We start from the raw sequence: 24,308 nt of genomic DNA, 5'->3' as shown, positions 1-24,308 counted from the left end.
TGCCACTAGGCGGTCAGGCTGGTGTCGTGGAGATTGAGGACGGCGTAGCAGCGCGTCGCGGTACGTGACGCGATGCGCCAGCCGTCCGCGGTCTTGACGAACTCGTCGTCGTACCAGAGCCCGATCAGCCACGCCTGTCGTTTGCCGTCCGGCCCCGCCATGACCATCGGGTTGTGACAGGAGGTCTTCGCGGTGGCGGTGTGCGCGTTCAGGGCGATCGCGGGCAGCCCCATCATGTGCTGGGTGCTCGCGAACATCCCGAGCGACACGGTGAGGAACTCCTTGACCTCGGCCAGACCGCCGTTCGGCCCGCCGAAGCTCGTGAAGTCCAGGTGTGCGTCGGCGGTGAAGAGCGCGTCGAGTGCGTCGAGGTCGCGGTTGTCGACCAGTACCGGGTAGCGGCTGATCAGGTCCTGGATTGCGAGCCGGTCACTGATCGCCTGCACGTCAGAGCTGTCCATCGATGGTCCCCTCCGTTGCTACTCGCTTCGCCCATGCGTAGTCGGGCTTGCCGGCCGGCGTCCGCTCGACCGCGTCGACGAGAACCAGCTCTCGGGGAATCTTGAATCCGGCCAGCGCGCTGCGGGCGTGGCCCTGCAACGCATCGAGGGACGGCGCCGCGCCGTCGGCGGCGGCGACTACGGCGACGACTCGTTCGCCGAAGCGGTCGTCCGGAACGCCGACCACGATCACGTCCGCCACGGAGTCGTGCGTCATGAGCGCGGTCTCGACCTCTTCCGGGTAGACCTTCTCGCCGCCGGTGTTGATCGACGTCGACCCACGACCGAGTAGCACCACGGTGCCGTCGGCATCGACGGTGGCGTGGTCACCCGGGAGCACCCAGCGTTCGCCGTCGATCTCGACGAAGGTGGCCTTCGTCTTCGCCTCGTCCTTGTAGTAGCCCAGGGGCACGAACCCCTTGCGTGCCAGCCGACCGACCGCTCCGGAGCCCGGTGCAACCGGCCGGCCGTCCTCGCAGAGGACCTGCGTCTGCGCGTTGACGGTGAACTTCGGCGCGGTGGTCGTGTCACCGCTGACGTGCATCTTGCTGCCGACGATCCCGGTCTCTGAGGAGCCGAAGCCGTCGACGACCATCAGCGACGGCAGCAGTTCGGTGAGCTTCGCCTTCGCCTGGGTCGACAGGACGGCACCGCCGGACCCGACGACGAACAGCGACGACGCGTCGTACGGCGTGCCGGCGGCCAGCGCTTCGGCGTAGGTGTCTGCGAGCGGTCGCGCCATCGCGTCGCCGACGATGGTGAGGATGTTGACGCCTTCGGCGGCGACCAGCGACCAGATCGCGGCGGCGTCGAAGGCGCCCTGCGGCGGGAACACGACACGGCCGCCCGCGAACAGCGAGTGGAAGACCCCCCACTGGGCGCTGACGTGCATCAGCGGAGGTGTTGTGAGGATCGTGCCGCCGACCTCGGGAAGCCGTTCGAGGAGCTCGCCGGGAGTGGCGATGAAGTTGCCGGACTGGAACACGTCACCGCCGCCCATCGCGGCGAAGAAGATGTCCTCCTGGCGCCAGACGACGCCCTTGGGCAGCCCGGTGGTCCCTCCGGTGTAGGCGATGTAGCGGTCGTCGCCGCTGCGGCCCGTGCCGTCGGGCCGGGAGTCCGACGCGGCGGCGAGGGTGGTCTCGTAGTCCAGTGCGCCGCTTGCCCGCGGCGCACCGGAGGAGTCGGCGACGACGAGCAGATGCCGAACCGTCGCCGCGTCTGGCACGACTGCGCCGACACGTGGTGAGAACTGCTGGTGGTGGATGACCGCGATCAGGTCGGCGTCGTCGTAGAGGTGGCGCAGCTCGCCCTCGACGTAACGGAAGTTGACGTTGATCGGCACCGCGGACAGCTTGAACGCGGCGAGCATTCCTTCGATGTACTCCGACCCGTTGAGCAGCTGCAGACCGATGTGGTCGCCGGCGTTGATGCCGAGGTCGGCGAGCGCGTTCGCGAGGCGATTGGCACGCGCGTCGAGCTCGGCGAACGTCAGCCGCCGTGCGGGAGAGACGATGACTTCACGGTCAGGCACCGCGTCGCAGACCAGCTCGAACAGGTCCGCGAGGTTGAAGCCAGCCACGCCCGGACTATATAGAAACCTGACGGGTCGTCAGACCCGTCTCCGCTGATGGGTGGTGGGTGGGGTGGTGGACGTCTGACGGGTCGTCACACCCGTCGATTCTTCAGCAGCCGGGGATCTTCTTGCCGCCGGCGCCGAGCTCGACCAGCGTGCAGAAGGTCTCGGTGGACACCTTCCACCGACCGTCCTGCAGGACGGCTTGCCCGGTGGCACCGGGCAGCAGCGTCGTTCCGTGGCTGAGCAGGTCGTAGGTGACGGTCGCCGTCGTCGGGCTGGTGATCGCGACCTTCGTCACCCGGGCGTCCTCCTTCAGCTTCGTCTGTCGCTGCACCTGTGCCGCGACCTTGATCGCCTGCGTCATCCGGTCGCCGTTCTGCAGCAGCCGTTTCGCCGCGGCAGGCTTGGTGCCGGTGTGGAAGAAGGTCATCCAGGCGGACGTGATGTCCGCCGCGGCCTGGGAGCCCACCGAGGCCGCGGCGGATGACGGCGCTGTCGTCGGAGGGTGACTCTCACTGGCGCCTCCGCAGCCGGCGAGGCCGAGGAGTGCGGTGAGTGCGATTGCTGACGTACGCGCCTTCATGAGCTGAAAGTAGGCCTGCCGCACCGCGACGTCTGTGGTCAACAATGATCATCTTTCGGCCCACCCGGTGGCGAATCTGACGGGGCGTCACATATGGTCGCAGAGGGCATTGCGCGGTTGTCGCGGCCAACGACAAAGGGGTCAAGGATGACGTCGTACGACCAGCTTCTGATCGGTGGCGAATGGGTCGCTCCGTCGACCAATCGGCGGTTCGAGGTCACCTCGCCGGCCACCCTGGAGGTCGTCGGCTCGGTGCCTGAGGGCGCCGAGGCGGACATCGATGCGGCGGTGGCCGCGGCGCGCCGAGCGTTCGACTCAGGCCCCTGGCCGACGACGCCGCCGAGTGAGCGCGCGATGGTGATCGCGAAGTTCGCGAAGCTGCTCGAGCAGCGGCTGGATGACTACAAGACCGTCATCTCGGCCGAGATGGGTGCGCCGCCGACCACGGTCGAGATGATGATGTGGACGCCCGCCAAGGGTGCAATGGATGTCTTCCTCGGCCTCGCCGACACGTTCGGCTGGGAGGAGACGCGGCACGGCGCGTTCGGCATGACCAAGGTGCGCCGCGAACCCGTGGGTGTCGTCGCGGCGATCATTCCGTGGAACGTGCCGCTGTTCATCGCGATCAACAAGGTCATCCCAGCGCTGCTGGCCGGTTGCACCGTCGTGCTGAAGCCTGCGCCGGAGACTCCGATCGACGCGCTCATGCTCGGCGGCCTGCTGGTCGAGGCCGGTCTACCCGAAGGCGTGATCTCCGTCGTACCGGCCGAACGCGAGGTCAGCGAGTACCTCGTGACCCATCCCGGCGTCGACAAGGTGTCCTTCACCGGCTCGACCGCCGCCGGGCGCAAGGTCGGTGCGTTGGCGACGGAGCGGCTCAAGCGGGTCTCCCTCGAGCTCGGCGGCAAGTCGGCCGCGATCCTGCTCGACGACGTCGACCTCGCCTCCAGTGCGTTCATGATCGCCTTCTCCGGATTGATGAACAGTGGTCAGGCGTGCGTCGCGCAGACCCGGATCCTCGCCCCGCGCACTCGCTACGACGAGATAACCGAAGCGATCACCGAGGCGGCGAAGCTGTTCGTCGTCGGCGACCCGGCCGACCCGGCGACGCAGCTCGGGCCCCTGGTTGCCGAGCGGCAGCGCGACCGGGTCGAGGGCTACATCGAGAAGGGCAAGGCGGAGGGGGCTCGCCTCGTCCTCGACGGCACCCGTCCGGCAGGCCTCGACAAGGGCTGGTACGTCGCGCCGACGGTCTTCGCCGACGTCGACAACAAGATGACGATCGCCCAGGAGGAGATCTTCGGCCCAGTGCTCTCGCTGGTGCCCTATGACACCGAGGAGCAGGCGGTCGCGATCGCCAACGACAGTGACTTCGGCCTGGCCGGATCGGTGTGGACCCAGGACGTCGACCACGGCTACCAGGTGGCGACCCGCGTCCGCACGGGCACCTACGGGATCAACTGGTATGCCTTCGACATGGGCTCGCCGTTCGGCGGCTACAAGTGCTCCGGCATCGGTCGCGAGGACGGCCCTGAAGGCCTCGCGGCGTTCTGCGAGCTCAAGTCGATCCTGATGCCGATGGGCTACACCGGCTGAGCGACACCGCCGTACCTCGCCGCCGTTTCCCACCCCGAAGTAGCACACAACCCGCGGCGGATTGCCGCGCTTGCCCCCGGATGTCCGGTTAGGTACGGCGGTTGTGTGCTACTTCGAACGGGGGCGGGGGGTGATGGCGAAGGCGAGGATCGTCGCTCGGTCGAACGGCGTCGGGAGGTTCGCGGCGTAGCTGCTGAGGTACGCCGCGTCGACGGGTCGGTCGAAGCCCTCGCCGATCGTGACCTGAAGCGGGGTGCCGCGGCCGAACCCGGTCTGGGTGATGACGTAGGTCGACAAGTTGCGTTTCGGGCAGGCGAGAGCGCCGACCACCAGGGCGGCCGGGCACGCGTCCCCCTGCACCGACTCGGTGAGCGAAGGGTCCGCGGCCCAGTCGAGGACGATCCCGGTCGACTCGACGGCGAAGTCGTGCAGGGTGTCGGGCGCTGCGCCGATCGCGACTGGGCTCGCCGGTGCCGGCAACCGGATCGGATGCGTCACAGCGCCGACCCGAAACGCGGTACGGCGTACCCGCAACACGTGCATCGGGAACGGCAGCTGGATCCGCCCGGGGCGCTGGACCGCCACCAGCATGCGGTAGCGGCGGTGCGGGACCAGGTCCGGAAACCGCTTGCTGCCGATCAAGGGGAACTGCGAGGACCAGCCGTACGCCGAACCGGGATCGCGCATGTTCACCCACCCCTGCGCGATCGCGGGGAAGTAGAGCGCGAAGTAGTCGCCCAACGCCTTCGGCAATGCGGGAAACCCGGGAGCCGGCGGCGTCCGGGGCGGGACAGTGAAGACGACGTCGGCGCGCCGCGGCACCTGCAAGGTCTGCAACGGATAAGGCCGCACCGCGGTGCGCGGTGGCTGATGCGCGGCGGCGAGGGCATTGCCGGGCGCGCCCAGGAGGTTGAGTACGACGACGAGCGCCGCGCACACGGTGGCCGGGCGCATGTAACGAGTCTTACCGACGCGGGCCCTCCGCTGTGCAAACTAGTCAACAGTCTTGACAGTCAGGACGATTGACCAAATACTGGCGGCGTGGCTGCGTCTCCTGCCGGCAACTACGCTGCGTCGATCCCCGCGCTGATGCGCGGCGCTCGGGGGAGCTACAAGCGAGGGGTCGAGGCCGAGCTGGCCGCACGAGGGATCACCGACCTCCCGCGCGGTGGCGGGTTCGTCCTCGCTTCTTTGTCGACCGGCAGCGAGGCCGTCGAGGACTTCGTCCGGGGACTCGGCGTCACCAAGCAGGCGTTCAGCCAGCTGACCGAGACGCTGGTCTCGCGCGGCTATGTCGTGCGCGAACAACACCCCGCGGATCGGCGGCGACTCGTGTTGCGGCTGACCGCTCGCGGCCGCGATGCCGCCGAGGCAGTCGTGGCGGGGGCGCAGGACGTCGATGACCAGCTCAGGCAGCGGCTGTCCAAGACGGAGCTGGCGGCGCTGCGCAAAGGACTCGCGGCACTCGCCGAGATCAAGGCCGCGTACGGCGGACCGTCGTGACCGACCAGGCGATTGCCGGCGCCGCCCATCACGGCTTGTCCCCTCTGCTGCTCCTCGTCGTCGTACTGCCGCTGGCGCGGCTCGGCATCCGCAGCCGGCTCCAACGGCACGGCGAGGGATCACGACGACAGTGGCGCACCGCGCTTCGCATCCGATTTGCGGTCGCCGGCCTGTTCCTGGGAGGCACGTGGGTGTGGCACGCGAGCAGCCCGCTGTGGGAACGGCTGGTGCGGCTCGCGGTTGTGATGCTCCTCGTCGTGCCGGCGGTTCGCTGGGTGGCTCGCCGCTCGCGCGGTCAGACCGCGCCGGCGAAGCGACCGACGTGGAACTGGTACTGGTTCGCGATGAAGCTGACGTTGCTCGTGTTCGGCTCTCTGGCGCAGCTAGGACTGGAGGCCGTGACGTCCCGGTCGACCGCCAGCTGGATCGTCGGCGCGGCGCTCGCCGTCACGGTCGCACTGGCCGGACCCGAGCTCACGACGTGGGCGTTGCGGCGCCGGCTGCGGCGATCCCAGCAGGTCGACTAGCCGTTCGGCAGGACGACCGCACGCCCGTTGAGCGTCCCGGCCTCGAGACGGTCGTAGGCGGCCGGCGTGTCGTCGAACGCGAAGTGTTCGACCTCGACGACAACCTCACCCGTCTTGGCCAGCGCAATCACCTCGTGCAGTTCTGCGATCGTGGCGCCCTGCGGGTTGAAAAGGTCGCAGTCGTGCGCCATCGCGCCATAGCGCACCTCGGCCGAGCCGAACCCCTGGCCCACCAAGGCGATCGCACCCGCTTTCGCCGCGTTGCGGAACGATGCTCGGATCGTCGCGTCGCTGCCGACGAAGTCGAGGATCGCGTCGGCGCCGCCGTCGCCGATCGCCGCCGCGAGCCGCTTCGAAAGACCCTCGCCGGCCTCGACGACGTCGTGGGCTCCGAGGTCGACGGCCGCCTCGATGCGTTCCGGCTTCGCCTCGACCGCGATGATCCGAGCGGGGGTCAGCATCCGCAGCCACTGCACGCCGTACGCCCCGAGGCCTCCGACCCCGATCACGACGACGGTCGAGTCGTCGTAGATCTTCGGCAGCACCTTCTTCACCGCGTGGTACGACGTCGCGCCGGCGTCGGTGAGCGGGCCGGCGATGCGCGGGTCGAGATCGCCGAGCGGCACCACCTGTCCGGCGTCGACGACGAGGTACTCGGCGAGGCCACCGTCGATCCCGAAACCCCGCCCGTGCCAGGTGTCGACACAGTAGTTGTCCTGACCGCGACGGCACCAACGACAGTCACCGCACGGCGACATGCAGGCCACCGCGACCGGCTCATCGAGTGCGACGTTGGACGTGCCGTCACCGATCGCGTCGATCCATCCCGCGATCTCGTGGCCGAGTGTGAACGGCAGGTCGTAGGGGAGCAGCCCTGCCGGGGCTTCGAGAAAGATCACGTCCGAGTGGCACAGCCCGACGCCACCGACGCGCACCCGCACCTGGCCAGGTCCGGGCACCGGCACGGGCACTTCGTCGAAGTCGGCGCGCTGCCAGTCGAGCAGCCGGTAGGCGCGCATTGTGTCGGCCAACCGTCAGCTCCCCACCGGCAGGATGCTGATCCAGTTGACGCGAAGCTCGCGGCGGCGGAAGCGCCATCGACCGTCCTGCTTGACGTAGTCGTCGCGATAGAACGCGAACATCACGTGGTCGTTGACGTTCGGCGGCGCACCGACCAGATGGTGCGCTTCGCAGCGGGTCTCGCCGTGGGCGTGATCGTCGTGGAGCTCGAGCACGGCATGACTGCCGATCGTGTGGTGAGTGTGGCTGTAGTCACGGATCCGATCGATCGCGGCAGCAATCTCCTCATGACCGCGCCGGTGTGACGTGGGGTCTTCCACGTTCGGGTCGAGCCACATCAAGAACTCGCCGTCGTCGGTGAACAGCTCGGAGGCGGCCGCGCCGTCCGCACGGTCGGCGGCGCTTGCGTAGTGCTCGACCAGCAGCCGGATCTCCCAGCGGTCCATCAGCTCGCTCATCCGACCTCCTTGCGAAACGCGGCCGCGAGGGCCTCCAGTGCGCCCGGCGCGTCCGCAAGGGCGGGCGCGAAGGACGCGAGGTTCACCGTCACGTCCGTGACGCCGACCGCCACGAGCTGCGGTACGCCGCCGATCGTCGCAGCCAGGTCTGGGCGGTTGTCCTCGCCCACCACCATCGGGGCGCGGCACTGGATGTCGATTCGGCGGTCGGTGGCGGCCGCGATCCGTGCGGCGCCGTCGCGGACGTCGGCGGCGGTCGCGCCCATGATCGGGATCCACCCGTCGCCGAGTTCGACGACGCGGCGCAGCATCCGCTCGGTAAGGGTGCCGCCGAACCAGACGGGCAGGCGGGGCTGGACCGGCTGCGGCGCGCAGAACGTGTCGTCGAAGCTGACCGTCTTGCCGTGGTAGGCCGCCGGCAGATGGGACCAGAGCTCACGGCAGGCGGCGATGGTCTCCTCGAGCAGTAGCCCGCGATCGGCGAAGGCCAGGCCTTGCGCGTCATACTCCTCCTTCTGCCAACCGACGCCGACGCCGAGGTCGACCCGGCCTTCGGAAAGCAGATCGAGGGTCGCGACCTGCTTGGCCAGCAGGGCAGCCGGACGCAGCGGCGCAATGAGGATGCCGGTCGCCAGCCGGATCCGCGACGTGACCGACGCCATCGCAGTCAGCACCGTCAACGGCTCGAGCCAGGGTGCCTCCGGGGGGACCGGGAACCGGCCCCACGCGTAGGCGTCGGTGTTGCGCCCCATGACGGTGTGGTCGACGACAGTGATGCGGTCGATGCCGGCGTCCTCGGCGGTTCGGGCGAGGTCCACCAGCGCTTTCCAGTCCCCGCCGCACCATCCGCCGAAGTTCGACACCCCGACGTTGAGGGTGACTGTCATGTCGTCGTCCACCCTCTCCAGCAACGGCATGGGCTTATCTGACGGGTCGTCAGATATCGTCAGGCTAAGCCAGCACCGGAGGATTCGCACTGATGTCGACCGTCACCGACGACGCGCTCCACACCCCCGCTTTCATGCCCGACCTGTTGATCGCGGCGTTGTCGCGGCATGCCGACAAGCCAGCGGTGTATCTGGGCGAGGAGATCCTCACCGGCGCCCAGGTCGCGGCTCAGGTGAGCAAGTACGTCCAGGCCTTCGCCTCGCTCGGCATCACGGCCCATCACCCGATCGCGATGTTGTCCAAGAACCGGCCCGAGGTGCTGTTCACGATGGGCGCGAACATGCTCACGCCGTGCCGCAGTACCGCGCTGCACCCGATGGGCTCGGCAGACGACCAGGCGTACGTGCTCGAAGACGCGGAGATCGAGACGCTCGTGTTCGACCCGAGTGCCTTCGACGAGCGCGCCGCCGAGCTGCGCGACAGGGCGCCCGGCCTCAAGAGGCTGTTGTCGCTGGGTCCTTCCGAGGTCGGCATCGACCTGATCGCGCTCGCCGAGACCTTCGAGCCGAAGCCGCTCGTGGCCCCGATCGTCGAGCCTGACGACGTCAGCGGCTTCACCTACACCGGCGGTACGACGGGCGCGTCCAAGGGCGTCATGCAGACCTACCGCAGCGGCGCCACCCTGACCCAGATCCAGCTCATGGAGTGGGAGTGGCCGGAGGAGACGCGGTTCTTGATCGCCACCCCGCTCTCGCACGCGGGTGCGGCGTTCTTCATCCCGACCCTGTTGCGTGGCGGCAGCATCGTCGTACTCCCCGGCTTCGACCCGACCGCGGTCCTCGAGACGATCCAGAAGTACAAGATCACCGCGACGATGCTCGTGCCGACGATGCTCTACATCCTGATGGACCATCCCAAGATCGACGACTACGACCTGTCGAGCCTGGAGACGGTGTACTACGGCGCGTCCGCCATCTCACCGACCCGCCTCAAGGAGGCGATCGAGAAGTTCGGTCACATCTTCTTCCAGTTCTTCGGCCAGTCCGAGTGCGGCATGACCATCTCGGTGCTGCGCAAGGGGGAGCACGACGTCAACGACCTCGACCGGCTCGCGACCTGCGGACGGCCGGTGCCGTGGCTCAACGTCAAGCTGCTCGACGACGACCTCAACGAGGTGCCCGACGGCGAGCCGGGTGAGATCTGCGTGCGCGGCCCGTTGGTGATGAAGGGCTACTGGAAGAAGCCCGAGCAGACCGCGGAGGCGCTCGCCGGCGGCTGGCTGCACACCGGCGACATCGCCAAGAAGGACGCGCAAGGCTTCCTGACGATCGTCGACCGCAAGAAGGACATGATCGTGTCCGGCGGTTTCAACGTCTTCCCGCGCGAGATCGAAGACGTGATCGGGACGCACCCGGCCGTCGGCCAGGTGGCAGTGATCGGCGTCCCCGACGACAAGTGGGGTGAGGCCGTCAAGGCGGTCGTCGTCCTGCGGCCGGATCAGACGGTGACGGCCGAGGAGCTCTACGACCTCGTCAAGGACCGCAAGGGCGCGACCCACGCCCCGAAGTCGGTGGACTTCGTCGACGCGATCCCGCTTTCGGCGCTGGGCAAGCCCGATAAGAAGGCGCTGCGGGCGCAGTACTGGCAGGGCGCGGACCGGCGAGTCAACTAGCCGTTCGGCATCTCGAACTTCAGATGGTGAGAGAGGTCGCCGACGTGGTCGACGGCATAACGGCGTGCCGTGAAGTACCACCCGCCGTCGTCGCCGCGCGCGAACCGGTCGGCGTACCGTCCGGTGACGATCGGCTGGAGCGCGAAGTCGTCGACTCCCTGGAACACCACGTAGGACGAGCTGCAGGTGGCGACGCCGGCGTCTTCGTCGACCTCGATCACCGGGTTGGCCGTGACGTGACGGGTGCGCGGCGACCCGCCGTAGGTCATCGTCTGTCGCTCCCACATCGCCTGCATCTCGGCGGCGCCGGTCGCGAACACCGTGCCGTTGTCATCAGCAAGGCTGCCGTGTGCGAACAGAGCGCCGAGGCCCGCGAAGTCGCCGGCGTCCATTCGTTCGCAGTAGCGACCCAACAGGTTGCGGATCTGCTCGTGAGCGGGAACCCCCATGAACTTTGACCTTACCGAGGAAGACGTCCTCGGCGTACGCCTCACGGTTTTCCGCGACCGGCTCGCGACGATGGGCGACCTCCTGGACCGGTCGCTGGAGTTCGGCGACCGGGAGTACGTCGTCGACGGCGATCGCCGGATCACCTACGCACAGCACCACGCGGCGGTCGGCCGGGTCGCGGCGTATCTCGTCGAGCAAGGCGTCGAGAAGGGCGACCGGGTCGCGATCCTGGGCAAGAACTCGATCGAGTGGGTGGTGCTGTTCTGGGCCACGGTGTCGATCGGTGCGATCGCGGTCGGGCTCAACGTCTGGTGGGCGCGAGACGAGCTCGACTACGCGATCGCCGACTGCGCCCCCAAGCTCCTGGTCGATGACATGACGCCGGTCGCGGCACGGCTCGAGGGCGCGCCGGTCTCCCGACCGGTCGTCGAGATCGACGAGGACGACCCGGCACTGATCCTCTATACGTCCGGTACGACGGGGCGCCCGAAGGGCGCCGTGCACTCCCACCGCAACCTGAACTGCCTGGTGCAGGCGCAGCAGGCGATCATCGCGGCGCGAGTCCCGGCCGGGTTCACGTTGCCGCCCTCGCGCGCGTTGACCAGCACTCCGCTCTTTCACGTCTCCGGGCTCCACAGCGGCGTGATCGCCTGCCTCGGCGCCGGCAACACCACCGTCTGGCAGGACGGCAGGTTCGACCCGGTCTCGACGCTGCAGGTGATCGAGCGTGAGCGCTGCACCACCTGGACCACGATGCCGACGACCCTGTGGCGGGTCGTCCACGAGCCGACGGCGAAGGACTACGACACGTCGTCGCTGATGCACGTGGGTGGCGGGGGCGCCGCCTGGTCGGCAGCGTTGCAACAGGCGATCCGCGACACCTTCGGCGAGCACATCAGCTGGGGGATCGGCTACGGGCAGACGGAGTGCTGCGGGCTGGCGACCACCTCGTCGTTCGCCGACTTGCAGGCCCACCCCGACAACGTCGGCAAGCCGGTCCCGACGGTCGAGCTGAGGGTCGACGAGAAGGGCGAGATCTTCATCCGCGGCCCGATGGTCATGCTCGGCTACTGGAACAACGAAGCCGCCACCGCAAACGTGATCGACGACCAGCGCTGGCTGCGGACCGGCGACCTCGGCGAGATCCGTGACGGGTTGCTGTTCCTGTCGACCCGGCGTACGGATCTGATCCTGCGCGGGGCCGAGAACGTCTACCCGGCCGAGATCGAGAACTGCCTCGAAGGGCACCCGGATGTCGACGAGGTGGTCGTCGTGGGGCTGCCGGACGAGGAGTTCGGTCAGATCGTGGCCGCGATCGTCGTACCGGTCGAGAACGCCTCGGTCGACGCGTCTGGTTTGACGGCGTACGTGAAGGAGCGGCTGGCCTACTTCAAGGTGCCCAGCCGCTGGGTGATCGACAATGAGCCGCTGCCGCGAACGGCGACCGGCAAGGTGGTGCGTGCCGAAGTGATGGATCGATTCGAGGAGAAGTAGCGATGGCGTACCCGCCGGACAACTACCCGCTTACCCCTGCCGGGGTGGACGACTACCCGGTCAAGGTCGGCTCGATGCTGCTGACCCTGGTCGACCCCCACAAAGGTTTCGAGAGCGCCTACAACCGCTGGTACGAGCGGGATCACTTCTATGCCGGATGCATGGAGGGGCCGTGGCAGATCGCCGGCTCCCGGTGGGTTGCGACCCGCGAGATGAAGAGCTTGCGTTGGGGCGGGACGGAGGTCGCGTCGCCGATCGACGCCGGCTCCTACGTCGCGATCTACTGGGTCGAAGCCGGGCACCACAAGGACTGGGACGACTGGGCGCTGCCGCAGGTGCAGCAGCTGTACGCCGACGGCCGGGGCTTCGCCGAGCGGTCGCACGTGCACACGGCGACCTTCGACCAGGTCGGCGCGCTCTACCGCGACGCTGACCCGGTGCCGGTCGAGCTGGCACTCGACCACCACTACGAGGCGATCGTGTGCATCTGGCTCGACGGTCGGGAGGGCCTGGACGCCGCGGCGCTTCACGAGCGGATCAAGGCCAGCGACGCGGTGCGCGACCTGTTCGCCGGCTCCGACATCGAGATCGTGTCGTCGTGGACGCCGCGTCCGGAGTTCCGCAACTCCCGGGACAGCGCGCCCATGTCGCTGGGCTCACCAGGCGGGCGTGAGAACCGGCTCTGCCAGGTCTGCTTCATCGGCGGTGACGTGCGCGCGTCGATGGATTGGTTTCGCACTTACACCAACGCACTCGCCGAGATCGGCCTGGCCGACACCCTGCTGGTCGCGCCGTTCCTTCGTACCGTCGTCGGCACCGACACCTACGTCGACCAGCTCTGGTAAGGCCGGCCCCCGCCCCGACCGAACCGACCCCGGTTCCGACCGAACCGACCCCGGTACGAAGTAGCACACAACGTGGCTCCTGAACCGGACAAGTGACCACAACTGGGGCGTATTGAAGGTAGTTGTGTGCTACTTCGGGCTGGGGGTGAGCCCGTGGGCGTGACCTGGGTCACTGATGTGCCCAACGTCACAGGAAAAACCTTCCTTGCGGAAATACTCCGTTCACGTTTGCTTGCTTTAGTTAGCAGTAGAACGCGTTCTCATCCCACAAGGAAGGTGCGTCATGGCTCGAAACACCCGGGCCGATCTGCGCAAGCTGCCGATGTTCGCAGGCCTGTCACGACGTGCACTCGCACGCGTCGACGCGCTGCTGACGCCGGTTGTTTTCAACGACGGCGATGTGTTGTGTCAGGAAGGCAAGCTCGGTCGCGAGGCGTTCGTGATCGTCGACGGTGAGGTCGAGGTCAGCCGCGGTGCGGACCACCTCGCCACGCTCGGCGCCGGATCCGTCGTCGGCGAGCTCGCCCTGCTCGGTCACGGCCCTCGGACCGCCACCGTCACCGCGGCGGGCCGGGTCGAGGCGCTGGTGATGAGCGCTCAGGAGTTCGCGAGCGTGCTGGCCGAACCGGTGGTTGCCGATGAGGTGCACAAGGTTGCCGCGCAGCGCTCCGGCGACCTGGTCGCTGCCTGACCGCTGATTGACGGCCGTCTGACCGCGCTCCCCGGCGTGGTCGGCCGGCCGCTGGCCAACTAGCGCCAGGCGAACACCGGTTGCTCGTAGTGGGCGACCCGGGTGGTACGCCCGTGCAGCGCCAGCTCGCGGAACTGGTAGATCACCGCCGCGGTCGGCGCGTGGATCCATGCGCCGAGCATCGGCACCCGGATGATCGGGTCAGGTGACTCCGGGATGGTGGCGAACATCGGCTCGACGTCGTAGTCGGACGCGTGCGCGACGTAGACCGCCGCCACCTCGTCCGGGTTGGGCGTGACGGCATCGCAGACCTCGCCGGCCCACACCACAACGGGCGTGATCCGATAGCCGGAGCGCGTCGAGTAGTCGTCCAGCATCCCGAGTACGACGTCCTCGCCGAGAGCCAAGCCGAGCTCTTCACTGAGCTCGCGCAGCGCAGCGGCCTGCGGGGTCTCGCCCTCATCGAGGCGGCCGCCCGGCAGCGCCCACTGTCCGGGATGCGCCCTCAGTCTCGCGGCGCGCCGGGTCACCAGCATCCCGGGACCCTCGCCGTCCACGACGATCGCAACCGCCACCGCCGCGGGACGGCGGTCTCCCAGCTCGAGCTCGCGACGCGCGAAGCCCCGCACCCGTTCGGCAAGCACCGCCCGGTCGAGGTCGCCGTCCTCGCGACGATCGCCGGCGCGGCGTCCCCCGAGCGGCGGGGTCGCCGACTCTGCCGACATCTAGAGCAGCGGCCCGACAGTGGCCCCGAACGCGGTGACCTGATCGACCAGCTCGGTCACCGAGCGGCTGGGGAAGCGCACCTGCAGATGGTTGACGCCGAGATCGGTCCAGGCGTGCATCGCGTCGACGATCTGTTCGGGCGATCCGGTCACCGCCGGGCGCCCGAGGTCCCACGACGGCTCGCCGACGTAGATCCATTCGCTGATCGCGCCGATGTCGCCGGTGTCGTCGCCGCGTTCCTCGCGGAACAGCTTGATGAGGTCGGGCAGCTGATCCTGCGGCGTGCCTTGCGGGATCCAGCCGTCGGCCTTCGCGGCGCGCTTGACGGCCGCCGGTACGCCGCCGCCGAACCAGATGGGCGGACGGGGTTGCTGTACGGCCCGCGGCTCGACCTCCATCTCGCCGACCTTTCCGGTGGCGAGGGCCTGTTCGAAGACGGGCAGCGCCGCAGTAGTGAGCTCGGCGCGCTTGCTCACGTCCAGACCGAGTGCGGCGAACTCCTTGTCGACATGGCCGACACCGAGACCCACGATCACCCGACCGCCTGAAAGGAGATCCAGGGTGGCGAACGACTTGGCGCTGACCAGCGGATGCCGGTAGGCGAGGTTGAAGACGGTGGAGAGCAGCCGGGTGCGAGTCGTCTGGCCGGCGAGCCAGCCCAGCGTCGCGATCGTGTCGTACCAGACCGCGCTCATCTTGGGCGAGAGGTCGTCGGGGATCGCGACGTGGTCGCAGACCCCGACGTAGAAGAACCCGGCATCGTCAGCAGCCTGCGCGACGGCGAGCATCTCCGCCGGCCCCGCCTCGGTCTCCCACGGCTCGACGAAGAACGTGCTCTGCGCCTGGACCGGCAGCTGCATGCCGTAGACGACCTTGCCGGCAGGAACGATCGGAGCCATTCCGGGATCCTAAGGCAGAGCCGACGTGATCTGACGACCCGTCAGATACGCTCGGAACGTGTCTGACACCGTCGCACGCGAACAGGTTCCGGCAATCGAGGGCTGGTTCACGACCGGTGACTCGCCGGCGCTGATCGGCAACCGTTGTACGTCGTGCGGCACGGTGTTCTTCCCGCGAGCCGCGCACTTCTGCCGCAACCCGGACTGTGACGGAGAGTCCTTCGAGGACACCGAGCTGTCGCGGACCGGCCGGGTCTGGTCCTACACGGACGCGCAGTACCAGCCGCCGCCGCCGTACATCCCGCGCGGTGATCCGTACGCGCCGTTCGCGCTCGCCGCGGTCGAGCTCGACGCCGAGCAGATGGTCGTGCTCGGCCAGGTTGCCGACGGCTACGGGATCGACGACCTCAGTGTCGGGCAGCAGGTCGAACTGGTCGTCGAGCCGCTGTACGCCGACGACGACCGCGACTATCTCGTCTACCGCTGGAAGCCGGTTTCGCCATGAGCAGTAGTGACGTCGTCGTTGCCGGGGTCGGCATGCACCCGTGGGGGAAGTGGGGTCGCAACTTTGTGGAGTACGGCGTCGCGGCGGCCCGCGCCGCCCTCGCCGACGCGGGCGTCGCCTGGCGTGACGTGCAGTTCGTGTCCGGTGCGGACACGATGCGCAACGGCTACCCCGGCTACGTCAGCGGCGCTACCTTCGCGCAGGCACTCGGCTGGACCGGCGCCCGCGTCGCCTCCTCCTATGCCGCGTGCGCATCCGGCGCCACGGCGTTGGAGGTCGCGCGGGCCGAGATCCTCGCCGGCCGGTGCGAGGTGGCCCTCGTGGTGGGAGCGGACACCACGCCCAAGGGGTTCCTCGCGCCCAACTCCGGGGACCGGCCCGACGACCCGGACTGGCTGCGCTTCCGCCTGCTCGGCGCGACCAACCCGACGTACTTCGCGCTGTATGCACGCCGCCGCATGGCGCTGTACGGCGCCACCGAGCACGACTTCGCACTGGTGCGCGAGAAGAACGGCAAGCACGGCTTGGGGAACCCGAACGCCCGATACCGCAAAGCGTTCACCGTCGAGGAGATCCTCGGCTCGGCGATGGTCGCCGACCCGTTGCGGCTGCTCGAGATCTGCGCGACGAGTGACGGCGGCGCGGCCGTCGTGCTGACCAGCGCCGACTGGGCAGCTCGGCGCGGCGTCGCGAAGCCGGTGGCGGTCCGCGCGATCTCGACCGTCACGCCGTCGTTCCCGCAAACGGTGATCGAGATGCCGAACTTCACCACCGACTCCGGCGTCGCCGTACCCGATGCGGTCACGCCGTTCAAGGCCGCGATCGCGAAGGCGGCGTACGAGGAGTCGGGAATCGGTCCAGAGGACCTCTCCCTCGCCGAGGTCTACGACCTGTCGAGCGCGCTGGAGCTCGACTGGTACGAAGACATCGGCCTGTGCAAGCAGGGTGAGGCGGAGAAGCTGCTGCACGACGGCGATACGACGATCGGGGGCCGGATCCCGGTCAACCCGTCCGGCGGGCTCGCCTGCTTCGGCGAGGCGGTGCCCGCCCAGGCGCTCGCCCAGGTCTGCGAGCTCACCTGGCAGCTTCGCGGCCAGGCCGGCGCTCGTCAGGTCGAAGGAGCGAAAGCCGGCATCACCGCGAACCAGGGCCTGTTCGGCCACGGCTCATCGGTCCTGCTCTCCGTCTGACCCGACGACCTCAGAGCTGGCCGACGACCGGGACGAACGGCGAGCACACGACCGGCTTGTGCCGGCTGGGGTCGAGGGCGTTGAGGACGTCCTGGGCCACGTTGGGGTCGACCCCCATCGAGACGTGGTCGACCGTGTCGGCCGGGCACTGGTGCTGGATGACGATGTTGGTCGAGTTCGGTCCGTCGACGTTGCCGCTCGTGTAGGGCACGACAAGCTCGTCGTACTCGGTCATGACCTGGGTGTAGATGACCCCTGGCACAGCGACTCCTCCGCGGTCGAGCTTCGCGATCCAGGCCGAGTCCGGGTTGATCTCCGCGCACGCCGCGCAGGCGCCGCCGAGGACCGACTCCATGGCGTGGGGCAGCCCGAGTGCGGTCAGCCAGCTGTCGATCAGCGGTACGCCGGACACCCACGACCCGTGTACGACGGGGGACAGCCCGACCATGTGGGCGACCTTCGCGGCGCCACCGTCGAACTTGAGGTACCAGTAGGGCATCGTCGCGCCTTCGGAGTGACCGACGATGTCGACCTTGCGCGCGTGGGTGGCGGCCAGCACCTTGTCCACGAATCGGCCGAGCACTTTCGCGTCTCCGGGCATGGGAGTCAGCCCGCCCATGAAGCTGAACGGCGGGCTGCTCGACCGGGTGCCGTAGGTCAGCGTGAAGACGCAGTAGCCGTTGTCGGCGAGGAGCGGACCGTAGGTCTGCCAGTTGTCTGCCTGGTTCGACAGCAGTCCGTGGACGAGGATCACCGGGTAGGGGTGGGCGTCGGTCGGCTTGCAGGACCAGTGGTTCGCGCCGGGGGGCGGCGCATTCGACGGCGCCGCCGCCATGTCGGGCAGGAAGCTGTACGGCACCGGGTAGGACGGGTGGCCGTTGGCGGAGGCCGCAGCGACCCCGGGTACGGCGAGCGCAAGCACCAGTGCGGTGATCGCCGCGACCCCCGTCATGCCGCGCCGGCCTGAGAGCAGGTGCGTCGAGTTCACACGACTACTTGATCACAACCGGGGTGACCGGCGCTCCGGTCGCGCCGACAATCGGTTCCGGCGTTGCCGAGAGCAGGAAGGCGTAGCGCCCGTCGTCGGCGCAGTCCGCTGCCAGCTCCTCGAGGTCGAAGTTCTGACCCTGCGGCATCCCCATCTCGACGAGATGCAGCATGTGCACCGGGAACATCACGGCGTCGTCCTCGCCGGGAAACACCTCGAAGGAGAGGTTGTCGGCGGCAACCGCGGCAACCCCGCGCTGGTGGAACCATCCGGCCGACTGCGTGGAAGGTCCGGCGGTCGAGATGCAGTACGCCATCTTGTCGCCGGCGTGCAGGTGTCGCATCTGGCCGGTCCGCAGCAGGACGATGTCCCCTTCTCCCACCGTCACCTTGGCGAGCTCTTCGGCGGCATCGAGGTCGGCGGGCGTGATCGCGTGACCGCCAGCGGTGATGTCGCTCCCCAGCGCGCGAGCGACGTCGAGGAGCACACCGCGACCGACGATCGGGCCCAGCTTCTCGGCGCCGAGCCGGCTGGCTCCGCCTTCGGCGGTGATCGACTCGGTCGGGAAGCCGTTGAACAGCCGCCCGCTGTAGCTGGCATGCCCGAGTGCGTCCCAGTGCGTGGCGGCCTGGACACCCATCGTCACGACGTCGTCGTTGAACCGGATCCCGGCGTCGTCGCTGCCGTACAGCTCGAAGTCGGCGATGGTCGACCGTTGCGGGTTGACCCGACCGGGGACGAAGCCGAGCTGCGGGCCGTCGTCAGACATCGGGATGGCGAGGTTGAAACGCTTGCCGTCACGGACCAGGTCAGCGGCTTCCCGCACCCGCGTGGGGGTGATCAGGTTGAGCGTGCCGCGCTCGTCGTCCGGGCCCCACCGGCCCCAGTTGTTGACCGTCTTCGCGAGATCGACGAACGCCTCGGGAAGCACTAGTCGTTGAGGGGATTGCAGATGCGGCAGGGCTTGAGAGAGGTACGACCCGGGTCGACCTCCCGCAGGTCGGAGCGGTCGGCCACCGCTGCGCAGTCCGGCAGGTGGAAGATCGAGCCGCTCGGCGTCGCGACGTACCGCTTCGGGGCGGGGACCGCCTTGCCGCGCTCGTCGACCGTCGCCCCGCCGGCCAGCAGCGCTTCGACCCGAGCGAGCGCGTTGGCGAGCTGGCGGGTCTGCGCCCGCGACTCGTTGATCCGCACGGTCTGCCAGTAGCCGAAGTAGAGGAAGCCGCCGGCGAACGTGAGGCCGAGCCCGAGCAGGCCACCGGAGATGAGGTAGTCGTTCTGCTCGAACGGCAGCGGCGTGCGCGCCGCACCGGCCCAGCCGAGGATGATGAAGATGATGCCCAGCGGCATCAGCACCCCGCCGACGACGAGCATCAAGCGGTCGAACCGGAATCCGGTCGAGCGGGTCCGCACCGAGCGCACCTGTTCGGAGAGCCGACTGATGCGGCCCGAGGCGGTTGCCCCGTCGCCGAGGGTCTCGACCGAGGTCGTCATGAGTCCTCCTCAAGGCTGCAGTCGGTTGCAGCGGCAAGTGCAGCGCTCGGCCACAAGGCGAGGGCGAGAGCGGCGAGCAAGGCGAGCAGGATGCCGCCGACGGTCCACCACGAAGACAGTGCTTTCGGCAGTGACAGTGCGGTGTTGGCGAGCTCAGGCGGCGCCACGCTCGGCGGCTCGGTCTGCTCGGAGCCCGGGATGGTCGGTGGCTGGATCACGCCGGGCATCCCGCCGGTGCCGGGCGGTGTCGACGCGCTCGTCGCAGGCGGGCTGGTCGAGATCGCCGGTGGCACGTAGCCGGGGGTCGCGTTCATCGTGATGCTCGCGCCGCCGAGCTCGAGTAGTACGCCGGTGTCGTTGAGCGATGAGCGGTATCCGGGCTTCTTCAGGCTGATGATCAGGTCACCGGAGTCCAACGTGACGGCGGCACCGTGGACGGTCTTGGTCACCGGCGCGACGTACACCTGCAAGCCGACTGCCTTCAGCGCCGAGTTGACCGTCTTGTTCAACGTCTTGACGACGCTGCTCGGCAGAACGCCCTTGCCCGACAGCTCGATGCCGTTCTGGTCGATCGTCACCGCGATGCCCGCGACCTTGACCCCGGCGATCTCGGTCTCGGTGGTCCCGGTCGCGCTCTTGCCGTTGGACGTCGCGTGTGCTGTCGAGACCAGCGACCCGATGGACAGCGGACCGATCGACAGGTCGGTGAGTGCCGTACGCGCGTCGGCGACCACGCTGCTGGTGCCCTGCACGATGTTCGTCGTCGAGCTCACCAGTGGTCCCGCGTCGTCGCCGAAGCCGCTGAGGTTCGACGGGCCGAACGCCGAGCTGGCGTTGACGTGATCTGCGAGGGCGAGCGCTTGCATGATCAGGCCGGGATTGGTCTTCGAGACGTTGGTGACCCCGGTGGTGGTCGGCGCCTCGGCCTTGAACGGGTCGTTGAGCGCGTCTTCGAGGGAGGTCGGGATGCCGCTGATGCCGAGCACGCCCAGTGTCGAGCCGAGTGCGCCGCCGGTGCTGCCCGGCCACAAGATCGAGGTGAGCGCATGCCCGACGCCGCCGGCCCCCAGCTGTGACAACGAATACGGGAGCTCGATCTCGGCGTCCTCGCCCTGGTGGGAGTACAGCGGCGCCCGGATCCCGGTGGCGAGTGCGCTCACGTTGACGGCGCCGAGCGGGGCGGCGGTCGTGGCGCCTGCTTCGAGGCTCGCGGTCACCGGGGCGAGAGCGACGAGCCCGATCGCGACGGCCCCTACCGCCAGCCGGCGACGGGTGCTCAGGCCGGGCCTCACGCTGCGCCGCCGAGGTAGGCCGCGGAGACTTGCTCCTGGATGTCCTGCGGCTCACCGACCGCGACGACGCGGCCCTGAGTCATGACCGCCGCGAAGTCGGCGACCCGCAACGCGGTCGTCGCGAACTGCTCCACGAGCAGGATGGTGATCCCCTCCTCGGCGAGCTGGCGCACGAGTGCGTACAGCTCACTCACGATAATCGGCGCGAGACCCATCGAGATCTCATCGAGCAGCAAGACGGCGGGTCGTGCCACGAGTGCGCGTGACATCGCAAGCATCTGCTGTTCTCCGCCGCTCATGGTCCCGGCGCGCTGATGGCGTCGCTCCTCGAGGCGCGGGAAGCGGGCGAAGGTCGTCCGGTGCACCGCTTTCAACGACATGCCCGCGGCGTACGTCCAGATGCGCAGGTTGTCGTCGACCGTGAGGTTCGGGAAGATGCCTCGCCCTTCGGGGATGCGGGTCACGCCGGCGCGAGCGAGCGCGTCCGGGTTCGCCGCGTTGACGTGTGCGCCCGCGATGTGCACGCAACCCGAGGTCGGCGCGATCTCACCGGAGATCACTTTCAGTGTCGTCGACTTGCCCCCGCCGTTCGGGCCGAGCAGCGCGAACACGCTGCCTGACGGCACCGCGAAGCTGACGCCGTGCAGGACCTCGATCCGCCCGTAGCCGGCGTGCAGGTCGATCACGTCGATCGCGTGGTGGTTGCTCATCTAGGCAACCTCCTCGCTGCCGAGGTACGCCGCCTGCACCGCGCGGTTGTGCTGGATCTGCGAAGGAGTGCCGTCGGCGATGATGCGCCCGAAGTCGAGGACGTAGATCTCACGGCACACCCGCATGACCAGCTCCACGTCGTGTTCGACGAGCAGGATCGCGGTCCCGTCGCTGACCAGGTCGAGCATCAGGTCGCCGAGCGCATCGGTCTCCTCGGCGTTGAGGCCGGAACCGACCTCGTCGAGAAGCAGCACCCGCGGCCGGGTCGCCAGGGCTCGGCCGAGCTCGACCAGCCGGGCGATTCCGGTAGGGAGCGCGTCGACGCGCGCGTTGCCCACCGGTCGCAACCCGACGCGGTCGAGCACCTGGGTGGCGACGTCCCGCGGCGGAGTCGCGTCGCGCGACCACGACTTGTGGAACTCCGCGGCGGCAAGCAGGTTCTCGAAGACGGTGAGCGAGCCGAAGACCTCCAGCCGCTGGAAGGTGCGGGCCAGCCCCAGCCGTGCGCGCTTGTGTGGCGCGAGCTTGCTGACGTCGCGCCCGTCGATGAACACCTTTCCGCTGGTCGGAGCCTGCAGGCCGGTGACGACGTTGAAGGTGGTGGTCTTGCCGGCGCCGTTGGGTCCGATCAGTCCGGTGACCTGCCCGGGCGGGGCCGACAACGAGACGTCGGACACGGCGTTGATCCCGCCGAAGCGCACCGAGACGTTGACGATCTCGAGCACCGGCGTAGTCGCGGTGGAGTCAGCGGCCGGCATGCGCGAGCTCCTGCTCCTCAGCGAAGAACACCGATCCGACGTTGCTCGGGTTTCCGTGGTCGAGCGCAGCCGGCAGCTCGTCGGAGGCTGGGTGCAGCCGCTCGATGAGCTTGGCGATCCGGCCGCCGAAGCCGTTGGGGGAGCGTCCGACGCTGATCGCGGCGAGTCCGGTCAGCGTGTACTGCAGCTGACCTGCCCAGATCGGCAGATGAGGCTGCGCCACCTGGAACGCGGTCAGGGTCGAGGCACCGAGCAGCGCCCCCGTGGCGGTGTTGATGCCGCCGACGCGGGCGAGCAGCAGGATCACCAGGCTGACCAGCGCTTGGAAGTCGTTGGCCGACACACTGCCCGGGACTCCGCCGTACAACGCGCCGGCGAGACCGGCGAGACCGGCGGCGATGGTGAACGTGATCAGCTTCGTGCTGTTGACGCTGACGCCGAGAGTCGCGCAGGCGGCGGGGGAGTCGTTGGTGGCGACGAGGCGGCGGCCGAAGGCGCTGCGCCGCAAGGCGAGCACGCCCACGGCGACCAGCACGAACGTCACGGCGCAGACCATGAAGAACGCGCGGTCAGACTTGGTCGGGATCCCCGGGATGTGCACTCGCGCGACGTCGAGGTTGCCGCCGGTGCCGAGGATCTGGGTGAAGACGGCGAGGTCCATGACGGTCGCGAACGAGAACGTGGCGAGCGCGAGGTAGAGGCCCCGTAGCCGCAGCGTCGGCAGCGCGACGAGAGCGCCGACGCCTGCGGAGAGGCCGACGGCGGCAAGGACGCCGAGCAGCGAGCCGCTGGTCCCTCCGGCGTGGGACATCGCGTAGGAACCGAGGCCGACGAACGACAGCACGCACAGCGAGACCATGCCGCCGTACCCGGTGAGCAGCACGAGCGAGAGCAGCATGATGCCGGTGATGAAGCCGTTTGACGCCGTCTTGAGGTTCGGGCCGGACAGGAAGGCCGAGACGACCGCGGCGACCACGATGACGCTCGCCCCGACACTCAGTGACGACTTGAGGCTTGCCACCCGCGGTGCCACCTCGGAGGCGAACGACGCACTACGCAGCCGGTCTTGAGGCAGGACGATCAGCACGATGAACAGCACGATCATCGGGATGATGTTCTGCACGCGCGTCAAGAAGCCGGACGTCGGCAGGTAGCCGAGCGCCATCTGCTGGCCTACCGCGATGACGATCGCGCCGCCGACGGCGACGGGCAGGTTGCGCAGCCGGCCGATGATCGCCGCGGCGTACCCGTCGACGACCAACAGCGTCAGGTTCAGAATGCTCAGCTGCTCGATGGGGGCCAACAGCATCCCGCCGAGAGCGGCGAGCGACGTCGAGAGCATCCAGGACAGCTGCTGCACGCGGATCGGCCGGCCGCCGGCCATCGCCAGCAAGTCGGGATTGTCGACGACCGCTCGCATCGCGATGCCGATCCGGGAGCGGGTGAACAGTGCGCGCAGCACGATGGCGACTGCCACGAGTGCGAGCACGGTGATCAGCTCGTGGTAGGTCACGAGGACCGCGCCGACCCGGAAGCCGCGGCCGTCGTCGAGTTGCGGCAGCACCCGTGTGACGGTCGGGCTCCACTTCATGTTCGCGACGCCGACCAACGCGAGCAGCAAGCCGAGCGTGATCACGATGGTGAGGTCGACCGACGCTCCGCGGATCGGTCTCATGAGGACGTATTCGATGAGCAGGCCGAACACGGGCGCGATGACGAGCAGGACGAGCAGGAAGCTCAGGATCACGTTCAGATGCCAGCCCTGCCAGAGCTGCCAGTACATGAAAGCCGCCGCCATCGCGATGGCGCCGTGAGAGAAGTTGAAGATGCCGGTCGTCTGATAGGTGACGACCAGGCCCATCGCGATCAGGGCATAGATCGACCCGATCACCAGGCCGGTGATCAGGAAGCCCTCGAAAGCAATCATCGCGTGGTGCGG

Annotated in this window: 26 protein-coding genes; 9 read left to right on the top strand and 17 right to left on the bottom strand. The window is 68.6% G+C overall.

Annotated elements, in window-relative coordinates:
* Positions 1–5 precede the first annotated feature (5 nt).
* The 3 genes from VG899_03675 to VG899_03665 all read right to left on the bottom strand — a co-directional run bounded on the left by VG899_03675 (position 6) and on the right by VG899_03665 (position 2,704).
* Complete coding sequence (locus VG899_03675) at positions 6–461, bottom strand: nuclear transport factor 2 family protein (protein HWA65454.1); 456 nt, start codon at positions 459–461, stop codon at positions 6–8.
* Entirely contained in the window at positions 448–2,082 is a 1,635-nt protein-coding gene (locus VG899_03670) for an acyl-CoA synthetase (protein HWA65453.1), read from the bottom strand. Before VG899_03670 ends, VG899_03675 begins: the two co-directional genes overlap by 14 nt.
* Before the next feature lie 103 nt (positions 2,083–2,185).
* Positions 2,186–2,704, bottom strand: a complete 519-nt coding sequence (locus VG899_03665; GenBank protein ID HWA65452.1) for a hypothetical protein — start codon at positions 2,702–2,704, stop codon at positions 2,186–2,188.
* A gap of 105 nt (positions 2,705–2,809) precedes the next feature.
* Here VG899_03665 and VG899_03660 point away from each other — a divergent pair, with 105 nt between their 5' ends.
* Complete coding sequence (locus tag VG899_03660) at positions 2,810–4,258, top strand: aldehyde dehydrogenase (GenBank protein HWA65451.1); 1,449 nt, start codon at positions 2,810–2,812, stop codon at positions 4,256–4,258.
* Between the two features lie 108 nt (positions 4,259–4,366).
* On the opposite strand, the gene VG899_03655 is transcribed toward VG899_03660, so the two are convergent.
* A complete protein-coding gene (locus tag VG899_03655; GenBank protein HWA65450.1) occupies positions 4,367–5,212 on the bottom strand; it encodes a hypothetical protein in 846 nt (281 codons plus the stop codon).
* 87 nt (positions 5,213–5,299) lie between these two features.
* On the opposite strand from VG899_03655, the gene VG899_03650 reads away from it, so the two are divergent.
* Together VG899_03650 and VG899_03645 are read left to right on the top strand one after the other, a co-directional pair.
* Complete coding sequence (locus VG899_03650) at positions 5,300–5,761, top strand: MarR family transcriptional regulator (GenBank protein ID HWA65449.1); 462 nt, start codon at positions 5,300–5,302, stop codon at positions 5,759–5,761.
* Positions 5,758–6,288 (top strand): hypothetical protein, encoded by a 531-nt coding sequence (locus VG899_03645; protein ID HWA65448.1) that lies wholly within the window; start codon positions 5,758–5,760, stop codon positions 6,286–6,288. The genes VG899_03650 and VG899_03645 overlap by 4 nt, the downstream gene beginning before the upstream one ends.
* On the opposite strand, the gene VG899_03640 is transcribed toward VG899_03645, so the two are convergent.
* The 3 genes from VG899_03640 to VG899_03630 are packed head-to-tail and all read right to left on the bottom strand — an operon-like array spanning position 6,285 to position 8,653.
* Positions 6,285–7,319 (bottom strand): alcohol dehydrogenase catalytic domain-containing protein, encoded by a 1,035-nt coding sequence (locus VG899_03640; protein HWA65447.1) that lies wholly within the window; start codon positions 7,317–7,319, stop codon positions 6,285–6,287. The genes VG899_03645 and VG899_03640 overlap by 4 nt on opposite strands.
* A 3-nt stretch (positions 7,320–7,322) precedes the next feature.
* Positions 7,323–7,766 carry an SgcJ/EcaC family oxidoreductase gene (locus VG899_03635; protein ID HWA65446.1) on the bottom strand — a complete coding sequence of 148 codons (444 nt, stop codon included), beginning with the start codon at positions 7,764–7,766 and terminating at the stop codon, positions 7,323–7,325.
* Positions 7,763–8,653: a TIGR03619 family F420-dependent LLM class oxidoreductase gene (locus tag VG899_03630; GenBank protein HWA65445.1), complete on the bottom strand. Its 891-nt coding sequence runs from the start codon at positions 8,651–8,653 to the stop codon at positions 7,763–7,765. Before VG899_03630 ends, VG899_03635 begins: the two co-directional genes overlap by 4 nt.
* Before the next feature lie 92 nt (positions 8,654–8,745).
* On the opposite strand from VG899_03630, the gene VG899_03625 reads away from it, so the two are divergent.
* Positions 8,746–10,326, top strand: coding sequence for an AMP-binding protein (locus VG899_03625; protein ID HWA65444.1), 1,581 nt, complete (start codon positions 8,746–8,748; stop codon positions 10,324–10,326).
* Here the strand turns inward: VG899_03625 and VG899_03620 are convergent.
* Positions 10,323–10,775 (bottom strand): nuclear transport factor 2 family protein, encoded by a 453-nt coding sequence (locus tag VG899_03620; protein HWA65443.1) that lies wholly within the window; start codon positions 10,773–10,775, stop codon positions 10,323–10,325. The two genes, VG899_03625 and VG899_03620, sit on opposite strands and share 4 nt — an antisense overlap.
* On the opposite strand from VG899_03620, the gene VG899_03615 reads away from it, so the two are divergent.
* The 3 genes from VG899_03615 to VG899_03605 all read left to right on the top strand — a co-directional run bounded on the left by VG899_03615 (position 10,774) and on the right by VG899_03605 (position 13,806).
* Positions 10,774–12,270 (top strand): class I adenylate-forming enzyme family protein, encoded by a 1,497-nt coding sequence (locus VG899_03615; GenBank protein HWA65442.1) that lies wholly within the window; start codon positions 10,774–10,776, stop codon positions 12,268–12,270. The genes VG899_03620 and VG899_03615 overlap by 2 nt on opposite strands.
* Before the next feature lie 2 nt (positions 12,271–12,272).
* The gene (locus tag VG899_03610) at positions 12,273–13,115 is read left to right on the top strand and encodes a hypothetical protein (GenBank protein ID HWA65441.1); all 843 of its coding nucleotides are present in this window, start codon (positions 12,273–12,275) and stop codon (positions 13,113–13,115) included.
* 283 nt (positions 13,116–13,398) lie between these two features.
* Positions 13,399–13,806, top strand: coding sequence for a cyclic nucleotide-binding domain-containing protein (locus VG899_03605; GenBank protein HWA65440.1), 408 nt, complete (start codon positions 13,399–13,401; stop codon positions 13,804–13,806).
* A gap of 59 nt (positions 13,807–13,865) precedes the next feature.
* On the opposite strand, the gene VG899_03600 is transcribed toward VG899_03605, so the two are convergent.
* The gene (locus VG899_03600) at positions 13,866–14,531 is read right to left on the bottom strand and encodes a CoA pyrophosphatase (GenBank protein HWA65439.1); all 666 of its coding nucleotides are present in this window, start codon (positions 14,529–14,531) and stop codon (positions 13,866–13,868) included.
* Positions 14,532–15,431, bottom strand: a complete 900-nt coding sequence (locus VG899_03595; GenBank protein ID HWA65438.1) for an LLM class flavin-dependent oxidoreductase — start codon at positions 15,429–15,431, stop codon at positions 14,532–14,534.
* A 58-nt stretch (positions 15,432–15,489) separates the two neighbouring features.
* Here VG899_03595 and VG899_03590 point away from each other — a divergent pair, with 58 nt between their 5' ends.
* Both VG899_03590 and VG899_03585 read left to right on the top strand, forming a co-directional pair.
* On the top strand, positions 15,490–15,936 hold the full coding sequence (locus VG899_03590; GenBank protein ID HWA65437.1) for an OB-fold domain-containing protein: 447 nt from the start codon (positions 15,490–15,492) through the stop codon (positions 15,934–15,936).
* Positions 15,933–17,126, top strand: a complete 1,194-nt coding sequence (locus VG899_03585) for a lipid-transfer protein (protein ID HWA65436.1) — start codon at positions 15,933–15,935, stop codon at positions 17,124–17,126. The genes VG899_03590 and VG899_03585 overlap by 4 nt, the downstream gene beginning before the upstream one ends.
* Positions 17,127–17,136: 10 nt before the next feature.
* Here VG899_03585 and VG899_03580 read toward each other — a convergent pair whose 3' ends face one another.
* The 7 genes from VG899_03580 to VG899_03550 are packed head-to-tail and all read right to left on the bottom strand — an operon-like array spanning position 17,137 to position 24,296.
* Positions 17,137–18,114 (bottom strand): alpha/beta fold hydrolase, encoded by a 978-nt coding sequence (locus VG899_03580; protein ID HWA65435.1) that lies wholly within the window; start codon positions 18,112–18,114, stop codon positions 17,137–17,139.
* 4 nt (positions 18,115–18,118) lie between these two features.
* Positions 18,119–19,045 (bottom strand): cyclase family protein, encoded by a 927-nt coding sequence (locus tag VG899_03575; protein HWA65434.1) that lies wholly within the window; start codon positions 19,043–19,045, stop codon positions 18,119–18,121.
* The gene (locus tag VG899_03570) at positions 19,045–19,608 is read right to left on the bottom strand and encodes a hypothetical protein (protein HWA65433.1); all 564 of its coding nucleotides are present in this window, start codon (positions 19,606–19,608) and stop codon (positions 19,045–19,047) included. Before VG899_03570 ends, VG899_03575 begins: the two co-directional genes overlap by 1 nt.
* Entirely contained in the window at positions 19,605–20,900 is a 1,296-nt protein-coding gene (locus VG899_03565; GenBank protein ID HWA65432.1) for a hypothetical protein, read from the bottom strand. Before VG899_03565 ends, VG899_03570 begins: the two co-directional genes overlap by 4 nt.
* Positions 20,897–21,610: an ABC transporter ATP-binding protein gene (locus VG899_03560; protein HWA65431.1), complete on the bottom strand. Its 714-nt coding sequence runs from the start codon at positions 21,608–21,610 to the stop codon at positions 20,897–20,899. Before VG899_03560 ends, VG899_03565 begins: the two co-directional genes overlap by 4 nt.
* On the bottom strand, positions 21,611–22,369 hold the full coding sequence (locus tag VG899_03555) for an ABC transporter ATP-binding protein (GenBank protein HWA65430.1): 759 nt from the start codon (positions 22,367–22,369) through the stop codon (positions 21,611–21,613).
* Positions 22,356–24,296: an ABC transporter permease gene (locus VG899_03550; GenBank protein HWA65429.1), complete on the bottom strand. Its 1,941-nt coding sequence runs from the start codon at positions 24,294–24,296 to the stop codon at positions 22,356–22,358. The genes VG899_03555 and VG899_03550 overlap by 14 nt, the downstream gene beginning before the upstream one ends.
* Positions 24,297–24,308 lie beyond the last annotated feature (12 nt).

The sequence above is a fragment of the Mycobacteriales bacterium genome (genome assembly GCA_035550055.1).
Lineage (GTDB): Bacteria > Actinomycetota > Actinomycetes > JAFAQI01 > JAFAQI01 > DASZTV01.
The sequence above is the reverse complement of the archived record's forward strand: the minus strand, read 5'-3'. Positions and strand labels throughout refer to the sequence as shown.

What these genes read in the sequence shown, in the direction of transcription:
- VG899_03585 (HWA65436.1), top strand. Translation starts at nt 15,933, where the DNA reads ATGAGCAGTAGTGACGTCGTCGTTGCCGGGGTCGGCATGCACCCGTGG.
- VG899_03635 (HWA65446.1), bottom strand. Translation starts at nt 7,766, where the DNA reads ATGAGCGAGCTGATGGACCGCTGGGAGATCCGGCTGCTGGTCGAGCAC.
- VG899_03555 (HWA65430.1), bottom strand. Translation starts at nt 22,369, where the DNA reads ATGCCGGCCGCTGACTCCACCGCGACTACGCCGGTGCTCGAGATCGTC.
- VG899_03595 (HWA65438.1), bottom strand. Translation starts at nt 15,431, where the DNA reads ATGGCTCCGATCGTTCCTGCCGGCAAGGTCGTCTACGGCATGCAGCTG.
- VG899_03630 (HWA65445.1), bottom strand. Translation starts at nt 8,653, where the DNA reads ATGACAGTCACCCTCAACGTCGGGGTGTCGAACTTCGGCGGATGGTGC.
- VG899_03615 (HWA65442.1), top strand. Translation starts at nt 10,774, where the DNA reads ATGAACTTTGACCTTACCGAGGAAGACGTCCTCGGCGTACGCCTCACG.
- VG899_03620 (HWA65443.1), bottom strand. Translation starts at nt 10,775, where the DNA reads ATGGGGGTTCCCGCTCACGAGCAGATCCGCAACCTGTTGGGTCGCTAC.
- VG899_03660 (HWA65451.1), top strand. Translation starts at nt 2,810, where the DNA reads ATGACGTCGTACGACCAGCTTCTGATCGGTGGCGAATGGGTCGCTCCG.
- VG899_03625 (HWA65444.1), top strand. Translation starts at nt 8,746, where the DNA reads ATGTCGACCGTCACCGACGACGCGCTCCACACCCCCGCTTTCATGCCC.
- VG899_03570 (HWA65433.1), bottom strand. Translation starts at nt 19,608, where the DNA reads ATGACGACCTCGGTCGAGACCCTCGGCGACGGGGCAACCGCCTCGGGC.
- VG899_03675 (HWA65454.1), bottom strand. Translation starts at nt 461, where the DNA reads ATGGACAGCTCTGACGTGCAGGCGATCAGTGACCGGCTCGCAATCCAG.
- VG899_03550 (HWA65429.1), bottom strand. Translation starts at nt 24,296, where the DNA reads ATGATTGCTTTCGAGGGCTTCCTGATCACCGGCCTGGTGATCGGGTCG.
- VG899_03605 (HWA65440.1), top strand. Translation starts at nt 13,399, where the DNA reads ATGGCTCGAAACACCCGGGCCGATCTGCGCAAGCTGCCGATGTTCGCA.
- VG899_03560 (HWA65431.1), bottom strand. Translation starts at nt 21,610, where the DNA reads ATGAGCAACCACCACGCGATCGACGTGATCGACCTGCACGCCGGCTAC.
- VG899_03655 (HWA65450.1), bottom strand. Translation starts at nt 5,212, where the DNA reads ATGCGCCCGGCCACCGTGTGCGCGGCGCTCGTCGTCGTACTCAACCTC.
- VG899_03610 (HWA65441.1), top strand. Translation starts at nt 12,273, where the DNA reads ATGGCGTACCCGCCGGACAACTACCCGCTTACCCCTGCCGGGGTGGAC.
- VG899_03600 (HWA65439.1), bottom strand. Translation starts at nt 14,531, where the DNA reads ATGTCGGCAGAGTCGGCGACCCCGCCGCTCGGGGGACGCCGCGCCGGC.